We start from the raw sequence: 20633 nt of genomic DNA on the forward strand, positions 1-20633 counted from the left end.
GTGTCGTCCACCAGCAACTCCCGCACCAAGGCCCGCAAACGCGCACTCGACATTCTTTTCGAGGCCGAGCTGCGCGGCAACGACCCCTTGGACACCCTGGCCGAGCGGATCGCCGATGCCGATCCGGTGGTGCGTGACTACACCGCCGAGATCGTGCGCGGGGTCAGCACCGACCTGGACCAGTTGGATGTGCGGATCTCGGCCGCCTGTGCGAAGGGCTGGACCCTGCACCGGATGCCCCGGGTCGACCGGGCACTGGCCCGGATCGCGCTCTGGGAGGCCGACCAGGGCCTGGATCCGCGGATCGCGATCTCCCAGGCCCAGTTGCTGGCCGGGGAACTGTCCACCGACGACTCCCCCACCTTCCTCGGCGGACTCCTCGGTACCGCCATCGGCGCACGCTGACACTCCGGTTCATGATCGTGTGACTTTTTGCACCAGGGGTGGGCAAGAAGTCACACGATGTTGGTCATGACAGAATCTGGACATGTCAACGCGAATCGACAAGGACACCTACGAGGCCGAACTGCACCGGCTGCAATCCGAGTTGGTCGAGATGCAGGAATGGATTCGCACCGAGGGCAAACGCCTGGTGGTGATCTTCGAGGGGCGCGATGCCGCTGGTAAGGGTGGCGCGATCAAGCGCATCACCCAGTACCTGAACCCTCGGGTGGCCCAGATCGTGGCCTTGCCCAAACCCACCCCGCGGGAGGAAACCCAGTGGTACTTCCAGCGCTACATCCCGCATCTGCCCGCGGCCGGTGAGATCCGGTTGTTCGACCGTTCCTGGTACAACCGCGCCGGGGTGGAGCGGGTGATGGGCTATTGCACCCCCGAACAGCATCGGCTGTTTCTGCGGCAGTGCCCCATCTTCGAGCGGATGCTGGTCGACGACGGGATCATGCTGCGCAAGTACTGGTTCTCGGTCTCGGACAAGGAACAGTACAAGCGTTTCCAATCCCGGCTGACCGATCCGATGCGGCGGTGGAAGTTGTCGCCCACCGACCTCGAGTCCCTGACCCGGTGGGAGGCCTATTCGCGGGCCAAGGACGAGATGTTCGTGCACACCGACATCAAGGAGGCTCGCTGGCACGTGGTCGAGAGCGACCACAAGCGCAGCGCCCGGATCAACATGATCGCCCACCTGCTCGACTCGGTGCCCTACAAATACGTGGAGCGGCCCGAGATCACCCTGCCCGAGCGCCCGGAATCCACCGGCTACCAGCGCACCGACCGCAGTCTGCAACTCGAGGTGCCCGACCATGCCGGCACCTTGACCAAGGGCAAGAAGAAGTACAAGGACCCCGAGGACTGAGTCAGCCGGAGATCTTGCGGTAGGCCTCCTGCAACGCGGCCTCGTCGGGGCTTACCAACACCGACGGGGCGGCGAGTTCGTCGAGGATCACCAGCCGCAGGGTTGCCCCGCGGGTCTTCTTGTCGAGGTTCATCGCAGCCCGCAGGGCCGGCCAGGCATCGGCGCGGTACGTCGTCGGCAGCCCGAGTGTGCCGAGTACCCGGCGATGTTGCTCGACCAGGTCAGCGGGCATCCGCCCCAATAGGTTGCTGAGCTCGGCGACGAAGACCATTCCGACGCTGATCGCATCGCCGTGCCGCCATTGGTAGCCCTCGTGGCGTTCGATCGCGTGGCCGAGGGTGTGGCCGTAGTTGAGTACTTCGCGGCCGACCTTGGCACCCACCGAGGTGGTCTCGCGCAGGTCGGCGCTGACCACGTCGGCCTTGACCTGAATGCCGCGGGTGATCAGTTCGGCCAGCCGCGGGGCGTCGGGACGCAGCGCGTCGGCCGGGTCCTCCTCGATCAGGCCCAGAATGGCGGGGTCGGCGATGAAGCCGCATTTGGCGACTTCGGCCATCCCGGCGCGCAGGTCGGCCGGGGGCAGGGTGGCCAGGAAGTCCAGGTCGCACAGCACGGCGATCGGCTCGTGGAAGGCGCCGACCAGGTTCTTGCCGGCATCGAGGTTGATGCCGGTCTTGCCGCCCACGGCCGCGTCGACCATCGCCAGCACCGTGGTGGGCACGGAAATGTAGCGCACCCCGCGCAACCAGCTCGCGGCGACGAATCCGGCCAGGTCGGTGCTGGTGCCCCCGCCCAGGCCGATCACCACGTCGCTGCGGGTGAACCCGGCCGCGGCCAGGTCGTTCCAGCACCGCACCAGTACCTCGGGGGTCTTGGCGGTTTCGGCGTCGGGAACCTCCAGCAGCAGCGGCAGAGCGGTCAGCGATTCCGCGACCCGGCGGGCGGTGTCGGCCATCGTCGGCGGGAACAGGATCGCCACCTGGTCGGCATCGGTCACCAACTCGGGCAATCGGCCGATCGCGCCGTGCTCGATATGCACGTGGTAGGGGCGCTCGGCGCGTACCTCGATCATCGTTGCAGTTCCTCCACGATCGCCTCGACGACCTCGTCGGTGGTGCGGTCATCGGTATCAACACTGATCGTCGCGGCCGCTTCGTACCAGGGCAGGCGTTCGGCCAACATGGTGCGCAACCTGCCGCGGACGTTGCCCAACAGCAGAGGGCGGGCCACATTGAGGCCGACCCGGTTCGCGGCGGTACCGACCGAGACCTGCAACCACACCACATCGTGGCCCTGCAGGCCGTCGCGGATCGCCTCGGTGAGGATCGCCCCGCCACCCAGCGACACCACGTCATCGGTGCCCAGCACGTCGAGGGTGGCGTCGCGTTCGAGTTCCCGGAAATGTGCTTCCCCGTCGACGGCGAAGATCTCGGCGATCTCCTTGCCGGCCCGGGTGGCGATCACCTCGTCGACATCGACGAAGCCGCGGCCGAGCCGTTCGGCCAGGGCCGCGCCGACGGTGGACTTGCCGGCACCGGGGGCGCCGATCAGAACGATGGTCACCGGCCCACCTGCAGGCCGCGTTCGGCGACCCGGGCCAGGTAGGCCTCGGCATTGCGCCGCACCTCGGCCACCGAATCGCCGCCGAACTTCTCCAGCACCGCCTCGGCCAGCACCAGGGCCACCATGGCCTCGGCGACCACACCGGCGGCCGGTACCGCACACACATCGGAGCGCTGGTGGTGGGCCTGGGCGGCCGCACCGGTTTCGGTGTCGATGGTGCGCAGCGCCCGCGGGACGGTGGCGATCGGTTTCATCGCCGCCCGCACCCGCAGTACCTCGCCGGTGCTCATGCCACCTTCGGTGCCGCCGGCGCGGTGTCCGGCGCGGCGGATGCCGGCGTCGTCGGAGACGATCTCGTCGTGGGCCTGCGAGCCACGCGAGCGGGACAGGTCGAAACCATCACCGATCTCGACACCCTTGATCGCCTGAATGCCCATCAGGGCGTAGGCGAGTTTTGCGTCCAGCCGACGGTCACCCATGGTGTGCGCCCCCAGCCCCGGGGGCAGCCCCCAGGCCAGTACCTCGACCACGCCGCCGAGGGTGTCGCCGTCGCGGTGGCAGGCGTCGACCTCGGCCACCATCGCGGCCGACGTGTCGGGGTCGGCACAGCGCAGTGGGTCGGCGTCGATCCGGGGCAGGTCGTCGATCGTGGGCAGCTGGGTGCCGGGGCTGCGGACGGTGCCGAGTTCGACCACGTGCGACAGCACCTTCACCCCCAGCGCCTGATTCAGGAAGGCCTTGGCCACTGTGCCCAGTGCCACCCGGGCCGCGGTTTCACGGGCCGAAGCCCGCTCCAGGATCGGCCGGGCCTCGTCCCAGTCGTACTTCTGCATACCCACCAGGTCGGCATGCCCGGGACGGGGACGGGTCAGTTTGGCGTTGCGGGCCTTACCGGCCAGTACCTCGGGGTCGACCGGGTCGGCGGCCATCACAGTTTCCCACTTGGGCCATTCGGTGTTGCCGACCTCGATCGCGATCGGCGAACCGAGGGTTTCGCCGTGCCGGATACCACCGACGATCCGCACCTGATCGGCCTCGAACTTCATCCGGGCACCCCGGCCGTAACCGAGTCGGCGGCGGGCCAAGGCATCGGCGATATCGGACGAGGTCACCTGCACATGGGCGGGCAGTCCCTCGATCATCGCCATCAGGGCAGGGCCGTGTGACTCCCCTGCGGTCATCCAACGCAACATGGGCGTCAGTCTCTCACGAGTGCCGTGGTCGGCCGGTCATCGTTCATCGACGGCACGGGTCACCGACGATTTAGTGCCTGTTGCCCGGCGGCCAACAGCACCTCGGCCGGAACGTCCAAACCGGTCATCCCACGCACTTGACGCACCGCCTGCCCGACCAGCAGGTCGAGTCCACCCAACACCTGGCGGCCGACCGCCTCCGCAACCTCGACCAAGCGGGTCGGCCAGGGCTCGTACAGCACCTCGAACACCACCCGGGCCCGGTCGGCCACCGCTTCGGCGAAGTCGTCGGCGGCACCGGCGGTCACGGTGGAGACGCACACATCGGCCTCGACCAACGCGGCCGGATCCCAGGCCAGGGGTTGCAGGGTCACCTCGAGGGCCTCGGCGATCCGGGACAGTTCGGCGATCCGCTCCGGGGTGCGGACGCTGACCGCGACCTGCCGGGCTCCCAGGGCGGCCAGGCCGACCAGGGACGAGCGTGCGGTCGCGCCGCCACCCAGAATCAGCGCACTGTCGATGCGCTCCACACCATTGCGGCTGAGCGCGTCGGTGAGGCCGAAGGCGTCGGTGTTGGTGACCAGCCTGCACCCGCTCTCGAAGACCATCGTGTTGCCCGCCCCGATCAGCCGGGCCACCTCGGAGATTTCGTCTCCGACGGTGAGGGCCTCGACCTTCAACGGCATGGTCAGACTCAACCCGCGCCAGGTGTGGTCCAGGCCGGCCACGAACTCGGCCAGGTCACCTTCGGCAACCTCGATCGCCTCGTACTCCCAGTGCAGACCGAGGTGGGCGTAGGCGGCCCGGTGCAGCACCGGGGACAGCGAGTGGCTGATCGGGCTGCCCAGTACCGCGCAGCGCCGCATCAGCACCGTCCCTTGTTCGCCTGGCACCAGGCTTGGAACTCGGCCACGTTCTTCTCGTGCTCCTCCATGGTCTCGGCGAACTTGGTCTCGCCGGTGTCGAGGTTCACGGTGACGAAGTACAGCCAGTCACCCTCGTCGGGCTCGGCGGCGGCCTTCAGGGCGGCCTCACCGGGGGCGTTGATCGGCCCCGGCGGCAGGCCCTTGTGCACATAGGTGTTGTACGGCGACTTGTTGGCCCGGTCCTGATCGGTGGTGGTGACCCCGCCGCTCTTGCCGACCGCGTAGTGGACGGTGGAGTCCATCTGCAGCGGCATGCCCTTCTCGAGCCGGTTGTAGATCACCCGCGCCACCATCGCGCGGTATTCGGGTTTGTTCACCTCGGCCTCGATGATCGAGGCGATGGTGACCACGTCGTAGCCCTTGATGTTCATGTCCTCGGCGATCGCACCGAAATCGATGTTCTGCGCGACCGAATCGAACTGGGTGGCCATCTTGGTCAACAGCGGCAGGACGGGGTCGTCGGGGTCGAACTCGTAGGTGTTCGGGAACAGGAAGCCCTCGGGTTTACCACCGGCCATCTCGGTCAGCTTGTACGAGGCGGGGTCGGCCAGGGCCTTGCGGAAGTCCTCCTCCGAGGCCCCGGTGGCGGCGGCCAGCACCTCGATCTGGTCATCGAGCCGCAGACCCTCCCGGATGGTCACCTTGGAGTAGGAGCGGTTGGCCGGGTCGAGCAACATCTCGACCGCCACCGACGCCGGGATCTGTTTTCGCAGCGTGAACTTGCCCGGTTGGATCTTGGTGGATTCGTCATTGGCCGCGGCCGCCGCGGTGAAGGCATCCACCGATCGCACCACGTCGGCGTCCTTGAGGATCGCCCCGATCGTGGAGAGGTTCGCACCCTCGGGAATGGTCACGTCGACCGGGTCCCCGCCCGGGCCGGGATAGTCCTCGGCGCCGGTGGTGAATCCGTCCCACCATCCGGTGACGGTGTTGTAGGCGAAATAGCCACCACCGACCAACACCCCCAACGCCACCAACACGGCCAGGGCGCTCTTCAGCCCGGCGATGCGTTCGCGTCGCTTGGAATCCTGTTGTGGGTCGAGCATGCTCACGTGTGGTACCCCTCATCGTTCAACTCGGACGATGGTAACTGCTGACCACCCAGAATTTCGCCCGGCGGCTCGCCGGTGGCCTTCTCCCGTTCCAGGGCACCGTTGAGGATTTCCGCGGCGGCGGCCCGGTCGATCACCGACCGCTGCCGTTTGGCCGATTTGCCCCCGGCACGCAGTTGGCGCGACGCGGTGACGGTGGTGAGACGTTCGTCGACCAGGCGAACCGGCACGGTGATCCGTCCGGCCAGTTCGTCGGCCCGGGCCCGGATCTTCTCGGCGGCGATGCCTTCGGTGCCGGCCATGGTGCGCGGCAGGCCGAGGACGACCTCGATCGGTTCGTACTCGGCCACCAGGGCGGCGAGTTCGTCCAAAGCCGAGTCCCCCGCGGTCACCGTGGCCACCCCGAAGGCCATCAGGCCGTCGCGGTCGCAGGCCGCCACGCCGATCCGGGCCTCGCCCCAATCGACCCCGAGTCGCACTCCGGTGCGCACGTCAGGCGCCGGCGGAGGTGATTGCTTCGGCGACCGCGCGCAAAGCCTCGTCGGCCTTGGACGCGTCCTTGCCGCCACCCTGGGCGATATCGGCCTTGCCGCCACCCTTGCCACCGAGTGCCTGACAGCCCGGGGCGAGGAGTTTGCCCGCATCCAGGCCACGTTCCCGGGCCGCGGCGGTGGTCGCCACGACCAGGCTCGGCTTGGCATCGGTACCGCCGATCAACGCCACCACCCCGGGCCGGCTGCCCAGCCGGTCGCGGATGTCATTGACCAGGGTGCGCACATCACCGCCGGCCACCCCGGGCAGGTGCCGGGCGACATAGGACACCCCGGCCACCTCGGTGGCACCGGAGGCCATCTCGGCCGCCCCGGACAGCAACTGGGCCGCCCGGAGTTCGGCGATCTGCTTCTCGGCCGCCTTCAACTGGGAGGTCAGTTTCGACACCCGGTCGGGCAACTGGTCGGGCTGCACCTTCAAGGTGTCGGCCAGGGTCGCGACCAGGGCGCGTTCGGCGGCGAACTGCTTGAACGCATCGGGGCCGACCAGGGCCTCGACCCGGCGCACCCCCGAGCCGATGGACGACTCGCTGGTCAGGCTGAGCAGCCCGATCTGGGCCGAATGGGCCACATGGGTGCCGCCGCACAGTTCGCGCGACCACTCCCCACCCATTTCGACAACCCGCACCCAGTCGCCGTACTTCTCGCCGAACATCGCCATCGCACCGAGGTTCTTCGCCTCGGTGAGCGACATTTCCTTGGTGACCACCTCGAGGTCGGCGCCGATCTGTTCGTTGGTGCGGCCCTCGATCTCGTCGCGCATCGCGGTGCTCAGCCCACTGGTGGCGCTGAAGTCGAAGCGCATGTAGCCGGGTCGGTTGTAGGAGCCGGCCTGGGTGGCCGTCGGGCCGACGACCTCACGCAGGGCGGCGTGCACCAGGTGGGTGGCCGAGTGCGCCATTGCGGCACCGTGCCGGTAGGTCGGGTCGACCGCGGCGGTCACGCCGGCGTCGAGGTGCAGTTCTCCGGAGCGCACCGTGCCGGTGTGCACGATCAGGCCGGCCACCGGACGTTGCACGTCGGTGATGTCCACCCGCAGCCCGTGGCCGTCGGTGAGCACGCCCTGGTCGGCGTCCTGCCCACCCGATTCGGCGTAGAACGGGGTCTCGGCCAGGACGACCTCGACCTCGTCGCCGACCATCGCGACCGGCACCGCGGTGCCGTCGCGCACGATGCCGACCACCCGGGTTTCGGCGGTGAGTTCCTGGTAGCCGGTGAACGGGGTCTCGCCGAGTTGGCGCAGTTCGCGGTACACCTCGGTGTCGACCGCGCCGCCCTTCTTGGCCCGCGCGTCGGCCTTGGCCCGGGCGCGTTGTTCGGCCATCAGCCGGGTGAACGCCTCCCGGTCGACGGCCAGGCCCTGTTCGGCGGCCATCTCCATGGTCAGGTCGATCGGGAAACCGTGGGTGTCGTGCAGGGTGAACGCTTCCTCACCCGACAGTTCGCTGCGCCCGGCCTGCTTGGCTTTGCCCGCCGCGACGTCGAACAGTTGGGTGCCCGAGTTCAGGGTGCGCCGGAAGGCGTCCTCCTCGGCGTAGGCCACTGCCGAAATCCGGTCCCAACCGTCGGAGACTTCGGGCCAGGACCGGGCCATCAGGTCGCGGCTCAGCGGCAGCAGTTCGGGCAGCACCTCGTCGCCCACCCCGAGCAGGCGCATCGCGCGCACCGAGCGGCGCAGCAAACGGCGCAGGACGTAGCCGCGGGCCTCGTTGCCGGGGGTCACCCCGTCGGCCATCAGCATCAGCGAGGAGCGGACGTGGTCACCGACCACCCGCAGCCGCACATCGTCGACGTCGTTGGCGCCGTATTCCTTGCCGGCCAGTTCGGCGGCCCGGGCGATCACCGGGAAGACCTCGTCGGTCTCGTACATGTTGTCGACGCCCTGCAGCAGGTAGGCGACCCGTTCCAGGCCCATGCCGGTGTCGATGTTCTTGCTCGGCAGTTCGCCGCGCACATCGAAGTCGTCCTTGGCCCGGACGGTGGACAGTTCCTCCTGCATGAAGACCAGGTTCCAGATCTCCAGGAACCGGTCCTCGTCGACGATCGGGCCGCCGTCGGGGCCGTGGGCCGGGCCGCGGTCGATGTAGATCTCCGAGCAGGGGCCACCGGGGCCGGGCACGCCCATGTTCCAGTAGTTGTCCAGCAGCCCGCGGCGCTGGATCCGTTCGGCGGGCAGGCCGACCTCCTGCCACAGGGCGATCGCCTCGTCGTCGCCGTCGAGGACGGTGACCCAGACTTTGTCGCCGTCGAAGCCGAGGTTGCCGTCGGCGACCGATCCGGTGACGAGCTCCCAGGCGTAGTGGATCGCGCCTTCCTTGAAGTAGTCACCGAAGGAGAAGTTGCCGTTCATCTGGAAGAACGTGCCGTGTCGGGTGGTCTTGCCGACCTCTTCGATGTCGAGGGTGCGCACACACTTCTGCACGCTGGCCGCGCGGGCGAAGGGGGCTTCCTCGGCGCCGGTGAAGTACGGCTTGAACGGCACCATGCCCGCGTTCACGAACAGCAGGGTGGGGTCGTTGTAGACCAGGGATGCCGACGGCACGATCTCGTGTCCGCGCGCAGCGAAGAAGTCGAGAAACCGACGTCGGATGTCGGCGGTACGCATGAAGAGTCCTTGCTTGTTGAGGTTCGGGACGGGGGTCCCGGTCAGGGTTGGGTGACCTGCCCGTCCTCGGTCAGGCCGAGGGCGTCGCGCAGTTCGGTCTCCCGTTCGGTGGAGGCTTCCCGGGCGGTGTCGATGAACTCCGAGATTCGGGCCCCCATCGACTGTCGGGTGCGGTCGAGTTTCTCGGCCATCGCCGCCGGGGTGGTGCGCCGCTTCAGGTCACGCCACTTGTAGACCAGAAACGCGACGACAGCTCCGCCGATCAACAGCCACAGCAGGTTGCGGAACATCACTTGCCCTTCTTGTCGCCGCGCAGCGCCTTGCGCACGCCGTAGGAGAAGGCAGCGGTCTTGACCAGGGGGCCACCGAGGGTGGCGGCGAACAGGCTGGTCAGGCTGGCGGCATTCTCCGACACGGCCGCGGCATTGCGGCTGACCGTGCTGGCGTCGGTGGTGATCACGCCGAGCTTCTCGATCTCACTGTTGGTCGCCTGCACCGTGCCGCGTAACTCGGTCAGAATCGGGACGGAGTTGTGGCCGAGATCACGCACCGCGAGGCGCACTTCCTCCAGCACCCGGCCGAGCTTCAGCAACGGCACAGCGCAAAAGACCACGAAGGCAACGGCGGCGATGGCGGCAATCAGGCCGGCGATCTCACCAACGGTCATGTGTCTGGCTCCTCCATGTCGGATTGTCTGGGGCAACACTAGTCGACTACGACGAGTCTTGTTGCCGCCCGAGCAACTCCTCGATCGCGGCGAGGCGTTCGGCCACCTGGGCCTCGTTGCCGTGGCCGGTCGGATGGTAGTAGCGGGCGTCGACGAGTTCGTCGGGCAGGTATTGCTGACGGGCGACCCCGTGCGGTTCGTCGTGGGCGTAGCGGTAGCCGGCCCCGTGACCGAGTCCGGCGGCGCCGGGGTAATGGGCATCGCGCAGATGTGGCGGTACCTGGCCGATTCTGCCGGCCCGGACGTCGGCCAGGGCCGCGTCGATGGCGGTGTAGACGGCGTTCGACTTCGGGGCGGTGGCACAGGCCACCACCGCTTGGGCCAGGTTGATTCGGGCCTCGGGCATGCCGATCAGTTGCACCGCCTGGGCGGCGGCGACACAGGTTTGCAGCACCGAGGGGGCGGCCATCCCGACGTCCTCACTGGCCAGGATCACCAGTCGTCGGGCGATGAACCGGGGGTCCTCCCCGGCCTCGATCATTCGGGCCAGGTAGTGCAAGGAGGCGTGTACATCGGAGCCGCGCATCGATTTGATGAAGGCGCTGATCACGTCGTAGTGCTGATCGCCGTCCTTGTCGTAGCGCACCGCGGCGCGGTCGACGGCCCGCTCGATGGCATCGGTGTCGATCTCGGTGCGGTCGACCGCTTCGGCACCGGCGGCGGCCTCTTCCAGGAAGGTCAGCGCGCGGCGGGCGTCTCCCCCGGCGAAGCGCAACAGCACGGCGCGGGCTTCCTCGGCGAGGGTGAACTGTTCCCCCTGTGCGGTGCGCAGGCCCCGTTCGTCGCTGAGGGCCCGGTCGAGCAGCCCGCTCAGGTCGTCGTCGGTGAGTGGTTGCAGGGTCAGCAGCAGCGAGCGGCTGAGCAGCGGCGCGATCACCGAGAAGGACGGGTTCTCGGTGGTGGCCGCGATCAGGGTGACGAGACGGTTCTCGACCGCCGGCAACAACACGTCCTGTTGGGCTTTGGAGAACCGGTGCACCTCGTCGACGAAGAGCACCGTGGAGGTGCCGCGGGCCAGTTCGTACTTCGCGGTTTCGATCTCGGCGCGCACGTCCTTGACCCCGGCGGTGACCGCGGAGATCTCCACGAAGCGGCGTCCGGTGGCTCGGGAGACCACCGAGGCGATGGTGGTTTTACCGACCCCGGGTGGCCCCCACAGGAACACCGACATCGGTTGGCCGTCGGCCAGTCTGCGCAGCGGCGAGCCGGGGGTGAGCAGGTGTTGCTGGCCGACGATCTCGTCGAGGGTGCGTGGGCGCAGCCGGACGGCCAGGGGCGCGTCGGCATGTTCGGCATCGCCCAGGCTGCCGGTGCGCGAGGCGTTACCGGCCGCGCCACCGGGCTTGTTCACCGGGTTGCCGAAGAGATCCTGATCCATGTCACCGCCACCATATCGCCGGGCAACGACAAACCGGCCGGGCCGCAAAGGCCCGACCGGTCGGTACGTCGTGTGGTCAGTTGCTCAGTTGCCCTCGGCCTTGGCCTGCTCGGGCTTGGCCTCACCCTTGCCCTGCTCGCCCTTGGGCTGCGGCTTGGCGTCCACCCCGGCTTCCTTGCGCTGCTGGGCGGTGATCGGAGCCGGAGCCCCGGTCAACGGGTCGTACCCGCCGCCGGACTTCGGGAAGGCGATCACATCGCGGATCGATTCGGCCCCGGCGAGCAGGGCGACGATCCGGTCCCAACCGAAGGCGATGCCACCGTGCGGTGGCGCACCATAGGCGAAGGCGTCGAGCAGGAAGCCGAACTTCTCCTGCACTTCGGCCTCGTCCAGACCCATCACCGCGAACACCCGTTCCTGGATGTCACGGCGGTGGATACGGATCGACCCGCCACCGATCTCGTTCCCGTTGCAGACGATGTCGTAGGCATAGGCCAGGGCCGAGGCCGGGTCGGTGTCGAAGGTGTCCATCGACTCGGGCTTGGGCGAGGTGAAGGCGTGGTGCACCGCGGTCCAGGCCCCGGCACCGACGGCCACGTCTCCGGCGGCCACGGCCTCACCGGTGGGCTCGAACAGCGGTGCGTCGACCACCCAGCAGAAGGCCCACGCGTCATCGGCGATCATGCCGGTGCGCTGGGCGATCTCGACCCGGGCCGCGCCGAGAAGTTCCTGGGAGGCCTTGCGTTGTCCGGCGGCGAAGAAGATGGCGTCCCCGGCCGAGGCACCGGCGGCGGCGACCAGACCGTCACGTTCGGCATCGGAGAGGTTCTTCGCGACCGGGCCACCGAGTTCACCGTCGTCGCCGACGGTGACATAGGCCAGGCCCTTCGCCCCGCGCTGCTTGGCCCATTCCTGCCAGGCGTCGAACTGGCGGCGCGGCAGCGAACCGCCGCCGGGCATCACCACGGCGCCGACGTACTCGGCCTGGAAGACCCGGAACTGGGTGTCGGCGAAGTGTTCGGTCAGTTCGGTGATCGGGTTGTCGAAGCGCAGGTCGGGCTTGTCCGAGCCGTAGCGGGCCATCGCGTCGCGGTAGGTGATCCGCGGGAAGGGGGTGGTCAGTTCCACTCCCTTGAGGGCCCAGATCTCGGCCAGCAATTCCTCGGTCAGGGCGATCACGTCGTCCTGGTCGACGAAGCTCATCTCGACGTCCAACTGGGTGAACTCCGGCTGGCGGTCGGCGCGGAAGTCCTCGTCGCGGTAGCAGCGGGCGATCTGGTAGTACCGCTCCATTCCGGACACCATCAGCAACTGCTTGAACAGCTGCGGGCTCTGCGGCAGGGCGTACCACGACCCGGGCGACAGCCGTGCGGGAACGACGAAGTCGCGGGCGCCCTCGGGGGTCGAGCGGGTCAGGGTGGGGGTTTCGATCTCGACGAAGTCGTGCTTGCCGAGCACCTCGCGGGCGACCCGGTTCACCTCGCTGCGCAGCCGCAGCGCGGCCCCCTGGGCGGGACGGCGCAGGTCGAGGTAGCGGTACTTCAGGCGGGCTTCCTCACCGACGGTGACCCGCTCGTCGATCTGGAAGGGCAACGGTGCCGAGGGGTTGAGCACGTCGAGTTCGCTGATCGCCACCTCGATCTCGCCGGTGGCCAGGTCGGGGTTGGCATTGCCCTCGGGGCGCTGCTCGATCACCCCGGTCACCGCGATGCAGTACTCGTTGCGCAGGTCGTGGGCGCCGGAGGCGGCCAGCACCTCGTCGCGCACCACCACCTGGACGATGCCGGAGGAATCGCGCAGATCCAGGAAGGCCACCCCGCCGTGGTCCCGACGCCGGGCAACCCAGCCCGCGAGGGTGACCGTGCTGCCGATGTCGGAGGCGCGCAAAGTGCCGGCCTGATGGGTGCGAATCACGTTATTCCTTCCAAAGTCGAACGGGCCCTGATGGGCACCGTCCAACCTTGCCACAACCGGTCTGTTTCGCGCCGATTCAGTGCACGCGGATCGGGGCGTCCATCCAGGCCAGCACCCGTTCGCCACCGAAGGGCCACAGCCGGGCGAGCAGACCGGACTCGACCGAACGACCGACCTCGGTCGTGGGCAGCAGGCTGCGCTTCGGGGTCGGCACCCAGGTCGGCGCGTCCTCGTCCAGACCGGCCATCCGGCGGGCCTCGGCGATCGCCGAATCGAGGTCGCCGTAGTCGTCGATCAGGTCGATTTCGCGGGCATCGCGGCCGCTCCAGATCCGACCGCGGCCGATCTCGTCCACCCGTTCGACCGGCAGCCCGCGGCCCTCGGCGACCACCCCGGTGAACTGTCGGTAGACCTCCTCCATCATGTCCTCGACCCAGGCCCGCTGTTCGTCGGTGTACTTGCGGGCGGTGGAGCTCATCAGGGCCTGCTCGCGGCCGACCGCCTCGGGGGTGAAGCCGTGGCGTTGGTGGAACTCCGCCAACACCGGCTTACCGCTGACCACACCGATGCTGCCGGTGAGGGTGAAGGGGCTGGCGAGCACTTTGTCGGCCTTGGCCAGTACGTAGTAGCCGCCGCTGCCGGCGACCTCGCCCATCACTGCAACCACCGGCTTGGTGGACGTTTCGATCTCTCGGCAGATCAGGTCGGAGGCCAGGGCGGAGCCGCCGCCGGAGTCGACATACAGCACGATCGCGCTGGTGCGTTCATCGGCCTTGGCCCGCCGCAGGGCCTCGATCACCACACCCGACCAGGCCATCGGCCCGGGGCCGAAGGGCGGTGGCAGGGGCACCGATTGCGGACGGCCGGAAACGATGGCACCGACCACGGGCACCACCGCGACCCGTTGTCCGGCCCGCTTGCCGCGCTGCTCGAGGCGATCCAGCAACACCTCCACCCCGGACGCGGGGCTGTCGGCCAGGTCGGTGACCAGTTCGTCCTCGTAGGCGACCCGATGCACCACTCCGGCCCGCTGGGCTTCGGCGGCCGTGCCGATTCCGGCGGTCAGCCAGCCCGCCACGGTTTCGCGGGGCAACTCGCGCGCTCGAGCGATCTGATCGACCCATTCGGCCTCGGCCGAGTCGAGGTAGGCGGTGAGCTGTTCCCGGTTGTGTTCGTCCATCTGGTCGTCGGAGAACCGGGTCAAGGCCGACTTGTATTCGCGGATCCGCAGGTTCTCGAACTCCACCCCGTGGGTGCGCAGGAACTTGCCCAGGAAGAGTTGTTCGGCCCCGAAACCGAACAGCAGTACCTCGGCCGAACGCGGCGCAACGACCTCGGTCGCACCGGCGGTGGCCAGCACCGACACCATGCTGACCGACTGCAGGTGGGCCACCACCCGCTTGTGTTCGGCGAGTTCGGCCAGCAGGCGGCTGATCGCCTGGGCTCCGGCCAGCCCACAGGTCAGGCCGCTGACCCGCACCAACACAGTGCGTACCTGTTCGTTGTCCTGCAGGCGGCGCACCCGGGCGGCGAGGGATTCCAGCGATTCGACGCGCTGCAGCAGAGCTTTCAGTGGGTGTGTCGGTCCCATCGCCTGGTAGGGGCCGGCCAACTCCAGCACCACGGCGTCATGGTCATGATCGGGTCGGCGGGAGATCTTGGACAGGGCGGCGGCGAAAGGATTCGACATGTCGGCCAGTGTAGGTCGGCCGGCACAGCTGCCGGGGTGTCGGCCGGTGCTTCTTGATCCCCGGCGGGATAACCTGCTTGCTATGCCCCGTTCCCGCGTGATCACCGTGTTGGTGATGGCTTCCGCGCTGTTGGCCGCCCTGGTTTTCGGCGCGGCTGCGGTCTTGGGCTGGGTACTGGCCCGACCCCTCGGGGTGGTCGCCGGGTTGGCCGCGTTGACCAATATCGGGTTGATCTCGTCACCGCGCAGCGCTCTGGGACGCCGTCTGGCCCTGGTTTTCGGTGCCTCGATGCTGGTGGCGTCGGTGGGTGTGGGCGCCTGGGGTTTCGTCACCGGGTTGCCGTGGTGGCTGAGTCTGATGCCGATCGTCGGTGCGGTGTTGATGGTGCCCGAGGTGCTCGATCTGGTCACCGTCCCGAGTGCCGGCAAGGCGGCGAAGGTGTCGGACGACGAGATCGAGGACGAGATGCCGACACCGGAGCCAGTGCTGCCGGAGGCCGAGCCGGCTCGGGCCGAGGCCGCTCAGCACGCCTTCTTCGCCGGGTTGGACAACGTCACCGCACCCACCGCCCCGACCCCCGACGCCACCGATCTGGCACCGGGTGATCCCGGGGTGGTCCCCAGCCCACCGCGCAGCGCGCTGGTCGACTGGCCCCGCGAAGGACGTGCCACGGCCCAGCCCGCCACCAATCCCTACGCACGACCGGCCGTAACGGCGCAGGACGAACCGGTGGATCAGGAAGAACCGGAGGAACCGGCACCCTCTGCCGAGACCGCCGAAGCCGGGGTCGCCGAACCCGAGACCGGCAAACCGGAGGCAGGCGAACCCGAAACAGGCGCACCCGAAGCAGGCGAGGCCACGGGCGTCGAACCGGAAACGACTGATCTCGAAGCGCCTCATCTCGAAGCAAGCGATCTGGAAGCAAGCGATCTCGAAACGACCGATCCGCAGCTCCCGGTCGTCCCGGCAGCCGCTACCGAGCCCTCGGCCCCCGCATCCGACGAGCCGGACCCCGGTGAACCCGACCAGCCGTCCGGGCCGACCTGGGCCGACGCTGATGACGACGACAGCGACTACGACGCCGTGGTCACCACCGCCACCCGCGGCATTCCGGTGGTTCGGGACGACGACGAGGACGATGACTCCGAGGTGGAGATCACCGGCCGGCACGCCATCATCGACCCCGACCGAAACGATCCGGACGATGACGAGGGCTACGACATCGACGACATCCTGGACACCGCGGCCCGGGGTATCCCGATAGTGACCGACAACCCCGAGGACACCGGTCGGCACGCCTTCTCGCTCGACGAGCTGTTCGCCGACGAGGACGACAACCCCGACCCACCTCGCGGCCGCCGCTCCTTCTGAGCCCGGTAATTCCGTTGCTCACCGGGAACGGGCTTTCCTATCCTGGTAGCGGAATGCGGGGAGTAGCCGGATCGCTGTGGCGACCACCGGTTCTGCGCCTTGGAACCCGTATACCTCCTATGGCAAAGCCCGGCTCGCCGGGCCGAGGTTCGAGTCCTCATTCCTGGCCGGCACCCGGACCGCACCTGATCGGCCCGTCGCCCTGCGGCAGGCCGGGCGACGATCACGTCCCCCGGCGCTGCCCCGCGACGGACCGTGCGCGGTTCGGGTGTCGGTTTGCCGATGTTTGACCTACCCATCCGAAACAATCCCTCGAAGGGGGGCCCACCATGGAAGAGACCATGTTCCACGTCATCGTGGACGAGACCGAACGCGTCGTGGCGCAGCGTCCGGGGCGTCCCGCCCGGGTGCTCGAACCGGGCCGGTACCGCAAGTACCGGCACACCAGCTACCGGCCGGTCGAGATGCGCTCGCAGTTGCTGCCGATGCCGGCCCAGGAGATCACCACCGCCGACGGTGCACAGGTGCGACTCACCCTGACGCTGTCGTTGCGGGTGACCGACCCGGTGGCCTTCCTCCAGCGCTCGGCCGTGCCCGAGGATGTGGTCTACCTCGCCACCCAGGTGCGGCTGCGCGAGCGCATCGCCACCCTGGAGGTGGCCCGGATCGCCGAGCGGTCGTGGGGAGACCTGCCCGAGGACCTCACCACCGCGGCCCGGGCGGCCGGTGCCGAGGTGGGCCTGCAGGTCGAATCGGTCGTGATCAAGGACGTGGTGTTGCCGGCGGAGTTGCGTCGGGCGAGCACCGAGTTGCTCACCGTCCGGCTGGAGGGTGAGCGCAAGCTCGCTGCGGCACGGGCCGAGACCGCAGCCCTGCGGGCGATGCTGAACGGCGCCCGGTTGCTCGACGAGCATCCCGCGCTGGCCAAGATCCGGTTGGTGGAGTCGGCTGCGGCGTACGGTTCGGCGGTGCACCTGCGCTTCGACGACGACCGGAACGAGTAAGCGCCCGGAAAGGGTCGACGGTAACTGTCAGAAGTTGCCGTCGACCCGCACCCGCAGATCGTCGGCCGGGGGCTCCCAGGTGGCCGGGTCGGCCGGCACCTGTTCCCCGGAGCGGATGTCCTTGACCGAATCGTCCACCCCGGCACCGAACCACACGAAGGGAATGCCCCGGCGGTCGGCGAAGCGGATCTGCTTGCCGAACTTGTCGGCCTTCGGGGCCACCTCCACACTGATGCCGCGGCTGCGCAACCGGTGCGCCACGGCCAGGGCCTGGTCACGGGTGTCATCGGAATCGACCGCCACCAGCACACAACTCGGCACGCTGCGCGATGCCTGCAGCTTCTTCTTGCCCAACAGCGGCACCAGCAGCCGGGTCACCCCGAAGGAATACCCAACCCCGGGGAAGGTCACCTTCCCGTCGCTGGCCAGGGAGTCGTAGCGTCCACCCGAACCGACCGAGCCGAGCTTCTCCGAACCGGCCAGCAGGGTCTCGTAAACGGTGCCGGTGTAGTAGTCCAGACCGCGGGCGATCTTCAGGTCGACGAGCAGCCGGCCGGGTACCTGCCGTTCGGCGGCCCGCACCACCGCGGCCAGGGCCGCCACACCCTCGTCCAGCATCGGGTGGCTCACCCCCAGGGCGGCGACCTGATCGACGAAGGACTCGTCGCCGGCCGAGATTCCCGCCAGGGCCACGCAGGCCTCGGCCTGGGCCCGGCTGAGCGACAGTTCGTCGACCAACAGGTCGGTCACCGCTTCGGGGCCGATCTTGTCGTACTTGTCGACCCGTTGGAGCACCCCGGCCGGTTCCTCGATGCCCAGTCCCCGGTAGAAGCCCTCGGACAGCTTGCGGTTGTTCACGTGCAACCGCACCGGCGGCACCCCGAGATCGACGTGCAGCCGCTCGTAGGCGTCCAGGGCCACCAGCGGAATCTCCACATCGTGATGGTCGGCGAGCCGATCCTGGCCGACGATGTCGATATCGGCCTGGGTGAACTCGCGGTAGCGACCCTCCTGGGGGCGTTCCCCGCGCCACACCTTCTGGATCTGGTAGCGGCGGAAGGGGAAGGCCAGGTGGCCGGCGTGTTCCAGCACGTAGCGGGCGAAGGGCACGGTCAGGTCGAAGTGCAGTCCCAGGTCGTCCTCGGCCTGCGCCTCGGCGTGCAGCCGGCGCACCACATAGATCTCCTTGTCGATCTCACCCTTGCGGGCGAGCTGATCCAGTGGTTCGACCGCACGGGTTTCGATCGGGGCGAAACCGTGCAGTTCGAAGGTGGCCCGCAGCGCGTCCAGGACGTACTGTTCGACCATCCGGTCGGCGGGCAGGAATTCGGGGTACCCCGACATGGCCTTGGGGCGGCTCATCACGGCCTTTCGATGTTCTGCAGATACGGGTTGGTGGCCAGTTCGCGGGCGATGGTCGACTGGGGGCCGTGCCCGGGCAGGATCACCGCGTCGGGATCGAGTCGGCTGACCACAGTGCGCAGTGTTTCATCCATCACCGCGCCATCTCCACCGGGCAGGTCGGTGCGTCCGATCGACCCGGCGAAGAGCACATCCCCGGTGAAGATGGCCTGCGAGACCGTCATTCCCTCCGGCTGCTGGTCGGCCGGCCAGTCCACGCTCAGCAGCATGCATCCGGGGGTGTGCCCCGGTGCGGCCTGAACCTGCACCTTCAGGTCGGCCACCGCGATCGGCTGTCCGTCCACCAATTCGCGCACCACGGCCGGTTCGGTGAACTCGCGTTCGATACCGAGTTGGGCCAAGAGGTCCTTCGCCATGCCCACCCCGGCGGTCGGGTTGGTCAGCAGGTGTCGGTCCTCGGCGGCGATCCAGCACGGGATGTCGTAGCGGGTGCACACCGGCTCGGCATCGGCCAGATGGTCGATGTGCCCATGGGTGAGCAGCACCGCAACCGGGGTCAGGTCATGTTCCTCGACGACTCGGGCGATCGTGTCGGCGGCGGTCATTCCGGGGTCGATGATGATGCACTCGGCACCTGGTTCGGCAGCCAGCAGGTAGCAGTTCGTCTGCCACGGACCGGCTGGAAAAGAGGCAATCCACACAAGCGCCACCTTATCCGGCAAGATATGTCCCATGAGTGAAGCAGCAGGACCGGCCGAGTTCGGCCGCGTCGACCCCGACGGCACCGTCTACGTCCGCACCGCGGACGGGGAACGCAGCGTCGGCCAGGTTCCGGACGTCTCCCCCGAAGAAGCACTCGATTTCTTCGTGAAGAGATTCCAAGCCCTCGAGGTGGAGGTCGGGTTGCTCGAATCCCGACTGGCCTCCGGGGCGTTGAACCCCGACGAGGCCCGGAAGCGGATCGCTGCCCAGAAGAGCAATATTGCCGAGGCCAATGCCGTCGGCGACCTGGCCGGGTTGATCTCCCGACTGGATGCCCTCACCCCGGCTCTGGCCGAGGCGACCGAACGACGCAAGGCCGCCCGGGCCCAGCAGAATGCCGAGACCAAGCAGGCCAAGGAGGCGATGGTCGCCGAGGCCGAGAAGCTCGCCGCCGGTAACGACTGGCGCGGTGGGGTGAACCGGTTCCGGGATCTGCTGGAATCGTGGAAGGCCCTGCCGCGGATCGACAAGGCCACCGATGACGAGTTGTGGCACCGCTTCTCCAGCGCCCGCACCACTTACACCCGGCGCCGCAAGGCCCAGTTCGCCGAGCAGGCCAAGCGCCGCGAAGAGGCCCAGGTGATCAAACAGCAGATCATCAGCGAGGCCGAGCGGTTGGCCACCTCCACCGATTGGGGACCCACTGCCGGTGAGTTCCGCGATCTGATGGCACGGTGGAAGGCCGCCGGCCCCGCCCCGCGCGAGGTGGACGACAAGCTGTGGAACACCTTCCGCGGTCTGCAGGACACCTTTTTCAATGCCCGCAATGCCGCGATGGCCGAGCAGGACGCCGAGTTCATCGGCAACCAGCAGGCCAAGGAAGCACTGCTGGACGAGTACGAGCCGCAGATCAAGCCCGCCGAAGACCTGGAAGCCGCCCGGACGCTGTACCGCAAGCTGCTGGAGAAGTGGGCCGAGATCGGCAAGGTGCCGCGCGATGCGATCCGTCCGTTGGACAACCGGCTGAAGGCACTCGACAAGGCCCTCAAGGAGGCCGAGGACGAGCAGTGGCGGCGCACCGACCCCGAGGCGCGGCAGCGCGCCGAGGACACCGCCGCGAAGCTGCGCGCCCAGATCGCCAAGCTGGAGGAGCAGGCGGCCAAAGCCGAGGCCAAGGGCGACGCCAAGAAGGCTGCCGAGCACCGCAAGGCCGCCGAAACCTACGGCACCTGGCTCACCGAGGCCGAGAAGGCCGTCGCCGACTACTCCGGCTGACCGG

At 68.4% G+C, this 20633-nt stretch carries 19 protein-coding genes; 5 read left to right on the top strand and 14 right to left on the bottom strand.

Going from position 1 to position 20633, the window contains the following annotated elements; genetic code table 11:
• Nucleotides 1-405: a transcription antitermination factor NusB gene (locus ACR4XW_RS13615; protein ID WP_434761103.1), complete on the top strand. Its 405-nt coding sequence runs from the start codon at nt 1-3 to the stop codon at nt 403-405.
• An 82-nt stretch (nt 406-487) separates the two neighbouring features.
• Nucleotides 488-1315: a polyphosphate kinase 2 gene (gene ppk2 / locus ACR4XW_RS13620; protein WP_434761104.1), complete on the top strand. Its 828-nt coding sequence runs from the start codon at nt 488-490 to the stop codon at nt 1313-1315.
• A gap of 1 nt (nt 1316) precedes the next feature.
• Here the strand turns inward: ppk2 and aroB are convergent, their stop codons facing one another.
• From aroB to ACR4XW_RS13680, 12 genes are all read right to left on the bottom strand, one after another.
• On the bottom strand, nt 1317-2387 hold the full coding sequence (aroB, locus tag ACR4XW_RS13625; protein WP_434761105.1) for a 3-dehydroquinate synthase: 1071 nt from the start codon (nt 2385-2387) through the stop codon (nt 1317-1319).
• On the bottom strand, nt 2384-2878 hold the full coding sequence (locus tag ACR4XW_RS13630) for a shikimate kinase (protein ID WP_434761106.1): 495 nt from the start codon (nt 2876-2878) through the stop codon (nt 2384-2386). The genes aroB and ACR4XW_RS13630 overlap by 4 nt, the downstream gene beginning before the upstream one ends.
• Nucleotides 2875-4071 carry a chorismate synthase gene (gene aroC, locus ACR4XW_RS13635; protein WP_434761107.1) on the bottom strand — a complete coding sequence of 399 codons (1197 nt, stop codon included), beginning with the start codon at nt 4069-4071 and terminating at the stop codon, nt 2875-2877. Before aroC ends, ACR4XW_RS13630 begins: the two co-directional genes overlap by 4 nt.
• A gap of 59 nt (nt 4072-4130) precedes the next feature.
• Nucleotides 4131-4937, bottom strand: a complete 807-nt coding sequence (locus ACR4XW_RS13640; protein ID WP_434761108.1) for a shikimate dehydrogenase — start codon at nt 4935-4937, stop codon at nt 4131-4133.
• A complete protein-coding gene (gene mltG / locus ACR4XW_RS13645; protein WP_434761188.1) occupies nt 4937-6043 on the bottom strand; it encodes an endolytic transglycosylase MltG in 1107 nt (368 codons plus the stop codon). The genes ACR4XW_RS13640 and mltG overlap by 1 nt, the downstream gene beginning before the upstream one ends.
• A gap of 2 nt (nt 6044-6045) precedes the next feature.
• Nucleotides 6046-6528 carry a Holliday junction resolvase RuvX gene (ruvX, locus tag ACR4XW_RS13650; protein ID WP_434761189.1) on the bottom strand — a complete coding sequence of 161 codons (483 nt, stop codon included), beginning with the start codon at nt 6526-6528 and terminating at the stop codon, nt 6046-6048.
• A gap of 13 nt (nt 6529-6541) precedes the next feature.
• Nucleotides 6542-9205 (bottom strand): alanine--tRNA ligase, encoded by a 2664-nt coding sequence (gene alaS / locus ACR4XW_RS13655; protein ID WP_434761109.1) that lies wholly within the window; start codon nt 9203-9205, stop codon nt 6542-6544.
• Between the two features lie 41 nt (nt 9206-9246).
• Nucleotides 9247-9495 carry a hypothetical protein gene (locus ACR4XW_RS13660; RefSeq protein WP_434761110.1) on the bottom strand — a complete coding sequence of 83 codons (249 nt, stop codon included), beginning with the start codon at nt 9493-9495 and terminating at the stop codon, nt 9247-9249.
• Nucleotides 9495-9872, bottom strand: a complete 378-nt coding sequence (locus ACR4XW_RS13665) for a DUF948 domain-containing protein (RefSeq protein ID WP_434761111.1) — start codon at nt 9870-9872, stop codon at nt 9495-9497. Before ACR4XW_RS13665 ends, ACR4XW_RS13660 begins: the two co-directional genes overlap by 1 nt.
• Nucleotides 9873-9918: 46 nt before the next feature.
• On the bottom strand, nt 9919-11310 hold the full coding sequence (locus tag ACR4XW_RS13670) for a replication-associated recombination protein A (protein WP_434761112.1): 1392 nt from the start codon (nt 11308-11310) through the stop codon (nt 9919-9921).
• A gap of 84 nt (nt 11311-11394) precedes the next feature.
• A complete protein-coding gene (aspS, locus tag ACR4XW_RS13675) occupies nt 11395-13224 on the bottom strand; it encodes an aspartate--tRNA ligase (protein ID WP_434761113.1) in 1830 nt (609 codons plus the stop codon).
• 76 nt (nt 13225-13300) lie between these two features.
• Nucleotides 13301-14914 carry a S49 family peptidase gene (locus ACR4XW_RS13680; RefSeq protein WP_434761114.1) on the bottom strand — a complete coding sequence of 538 codons (1614 nt, stop codon included), beginning with the start codon at nt 14912-14914 and terminating at the stop codon, nt 13301-13303.
• An 82-nt stretch (nt 14915-14996) separates the two neighbouring features.
• Between ACR4XW_RS13680 and ACR4XW_RS13685 the strand changes: the two genes are divergently transcribed.
• Nucleotides 14997-16286 (top strand): APC family permease, encoded by a 1290-nt coding sequence (locus ACR4XW_RS13685; RefSeq protein ID WP_434761115.1) that lies wholly within the window; start codon nt 14997-14999, stop codon nt 16284-16286.
• 329 nt (nt 16287-16615) lie between these two features.
• Nucleotides 16616-17290 carry an SPFH domain-containing protein gene (locus ACR4XW_RS13690; RefSeq protein WP_434761116.1) on the top strand — a complete coding sequence of 225 codons (675 nt, stop codon included), beginning with the start codon at nt 16616-16618 and terminating at the stop codon, nt 17288-17290.
• Between the two features lie 27 nt (nt 17291-17317).
• Here the strand turns inward: ACR4XW_RS13690 and hisS are convergent, their stop codons facing one another.
• Complete coding sequence (hisS, locus tag ACR4XW_RS13695) at nt 17318-18652, bottom strand: histidine--tRNA ligase (RefSeq protein WP_434761117.1); 1335 nt, start codon at nt 18650-18652, stop codon at nt 17318-17320.
• Entirely contained in the window at nt 18652-19353 is a 702-nt protein-coding gene (locus tag ACR4XW_RS13700; protein WP_434761118.1) for an MBL fold metallo-hydrolase, read from the bottom strand. Before ACR4XW_RS13700 ends, hisS begins: the two co-directional genes overlap by 1 nt.
• A 31-nt stretch (nt 19354-19384) precedes the next feature.
• Here ACR4XW_RS13700 and ACR4XW_RS13705 point away from each other — a divergent pair, with 31 nt between their 5' ends.
• Nucleotides 19385-20629: a DUF349 domain-containing protein gene (locus ACR4XW_RS13705; RefSeq protein ID WP_434761119.1), complete on the top strand. Its 1245-nt coding sequence runs from the start codon at nt 19385-19387 to the stop codon at nt 20627-20629.
• Nucleotides 20630-20633 lie beyond the last annotated feature (4 nt).

The organism is Pseudenemella bisphenolivorans, from assembly GCF_051133435.1.
Lineage (GTDB): Bacteria > Actinomycetota > Actinomycetes > Propionibacteriales > Propionibacteriaceae > JAAYAO01.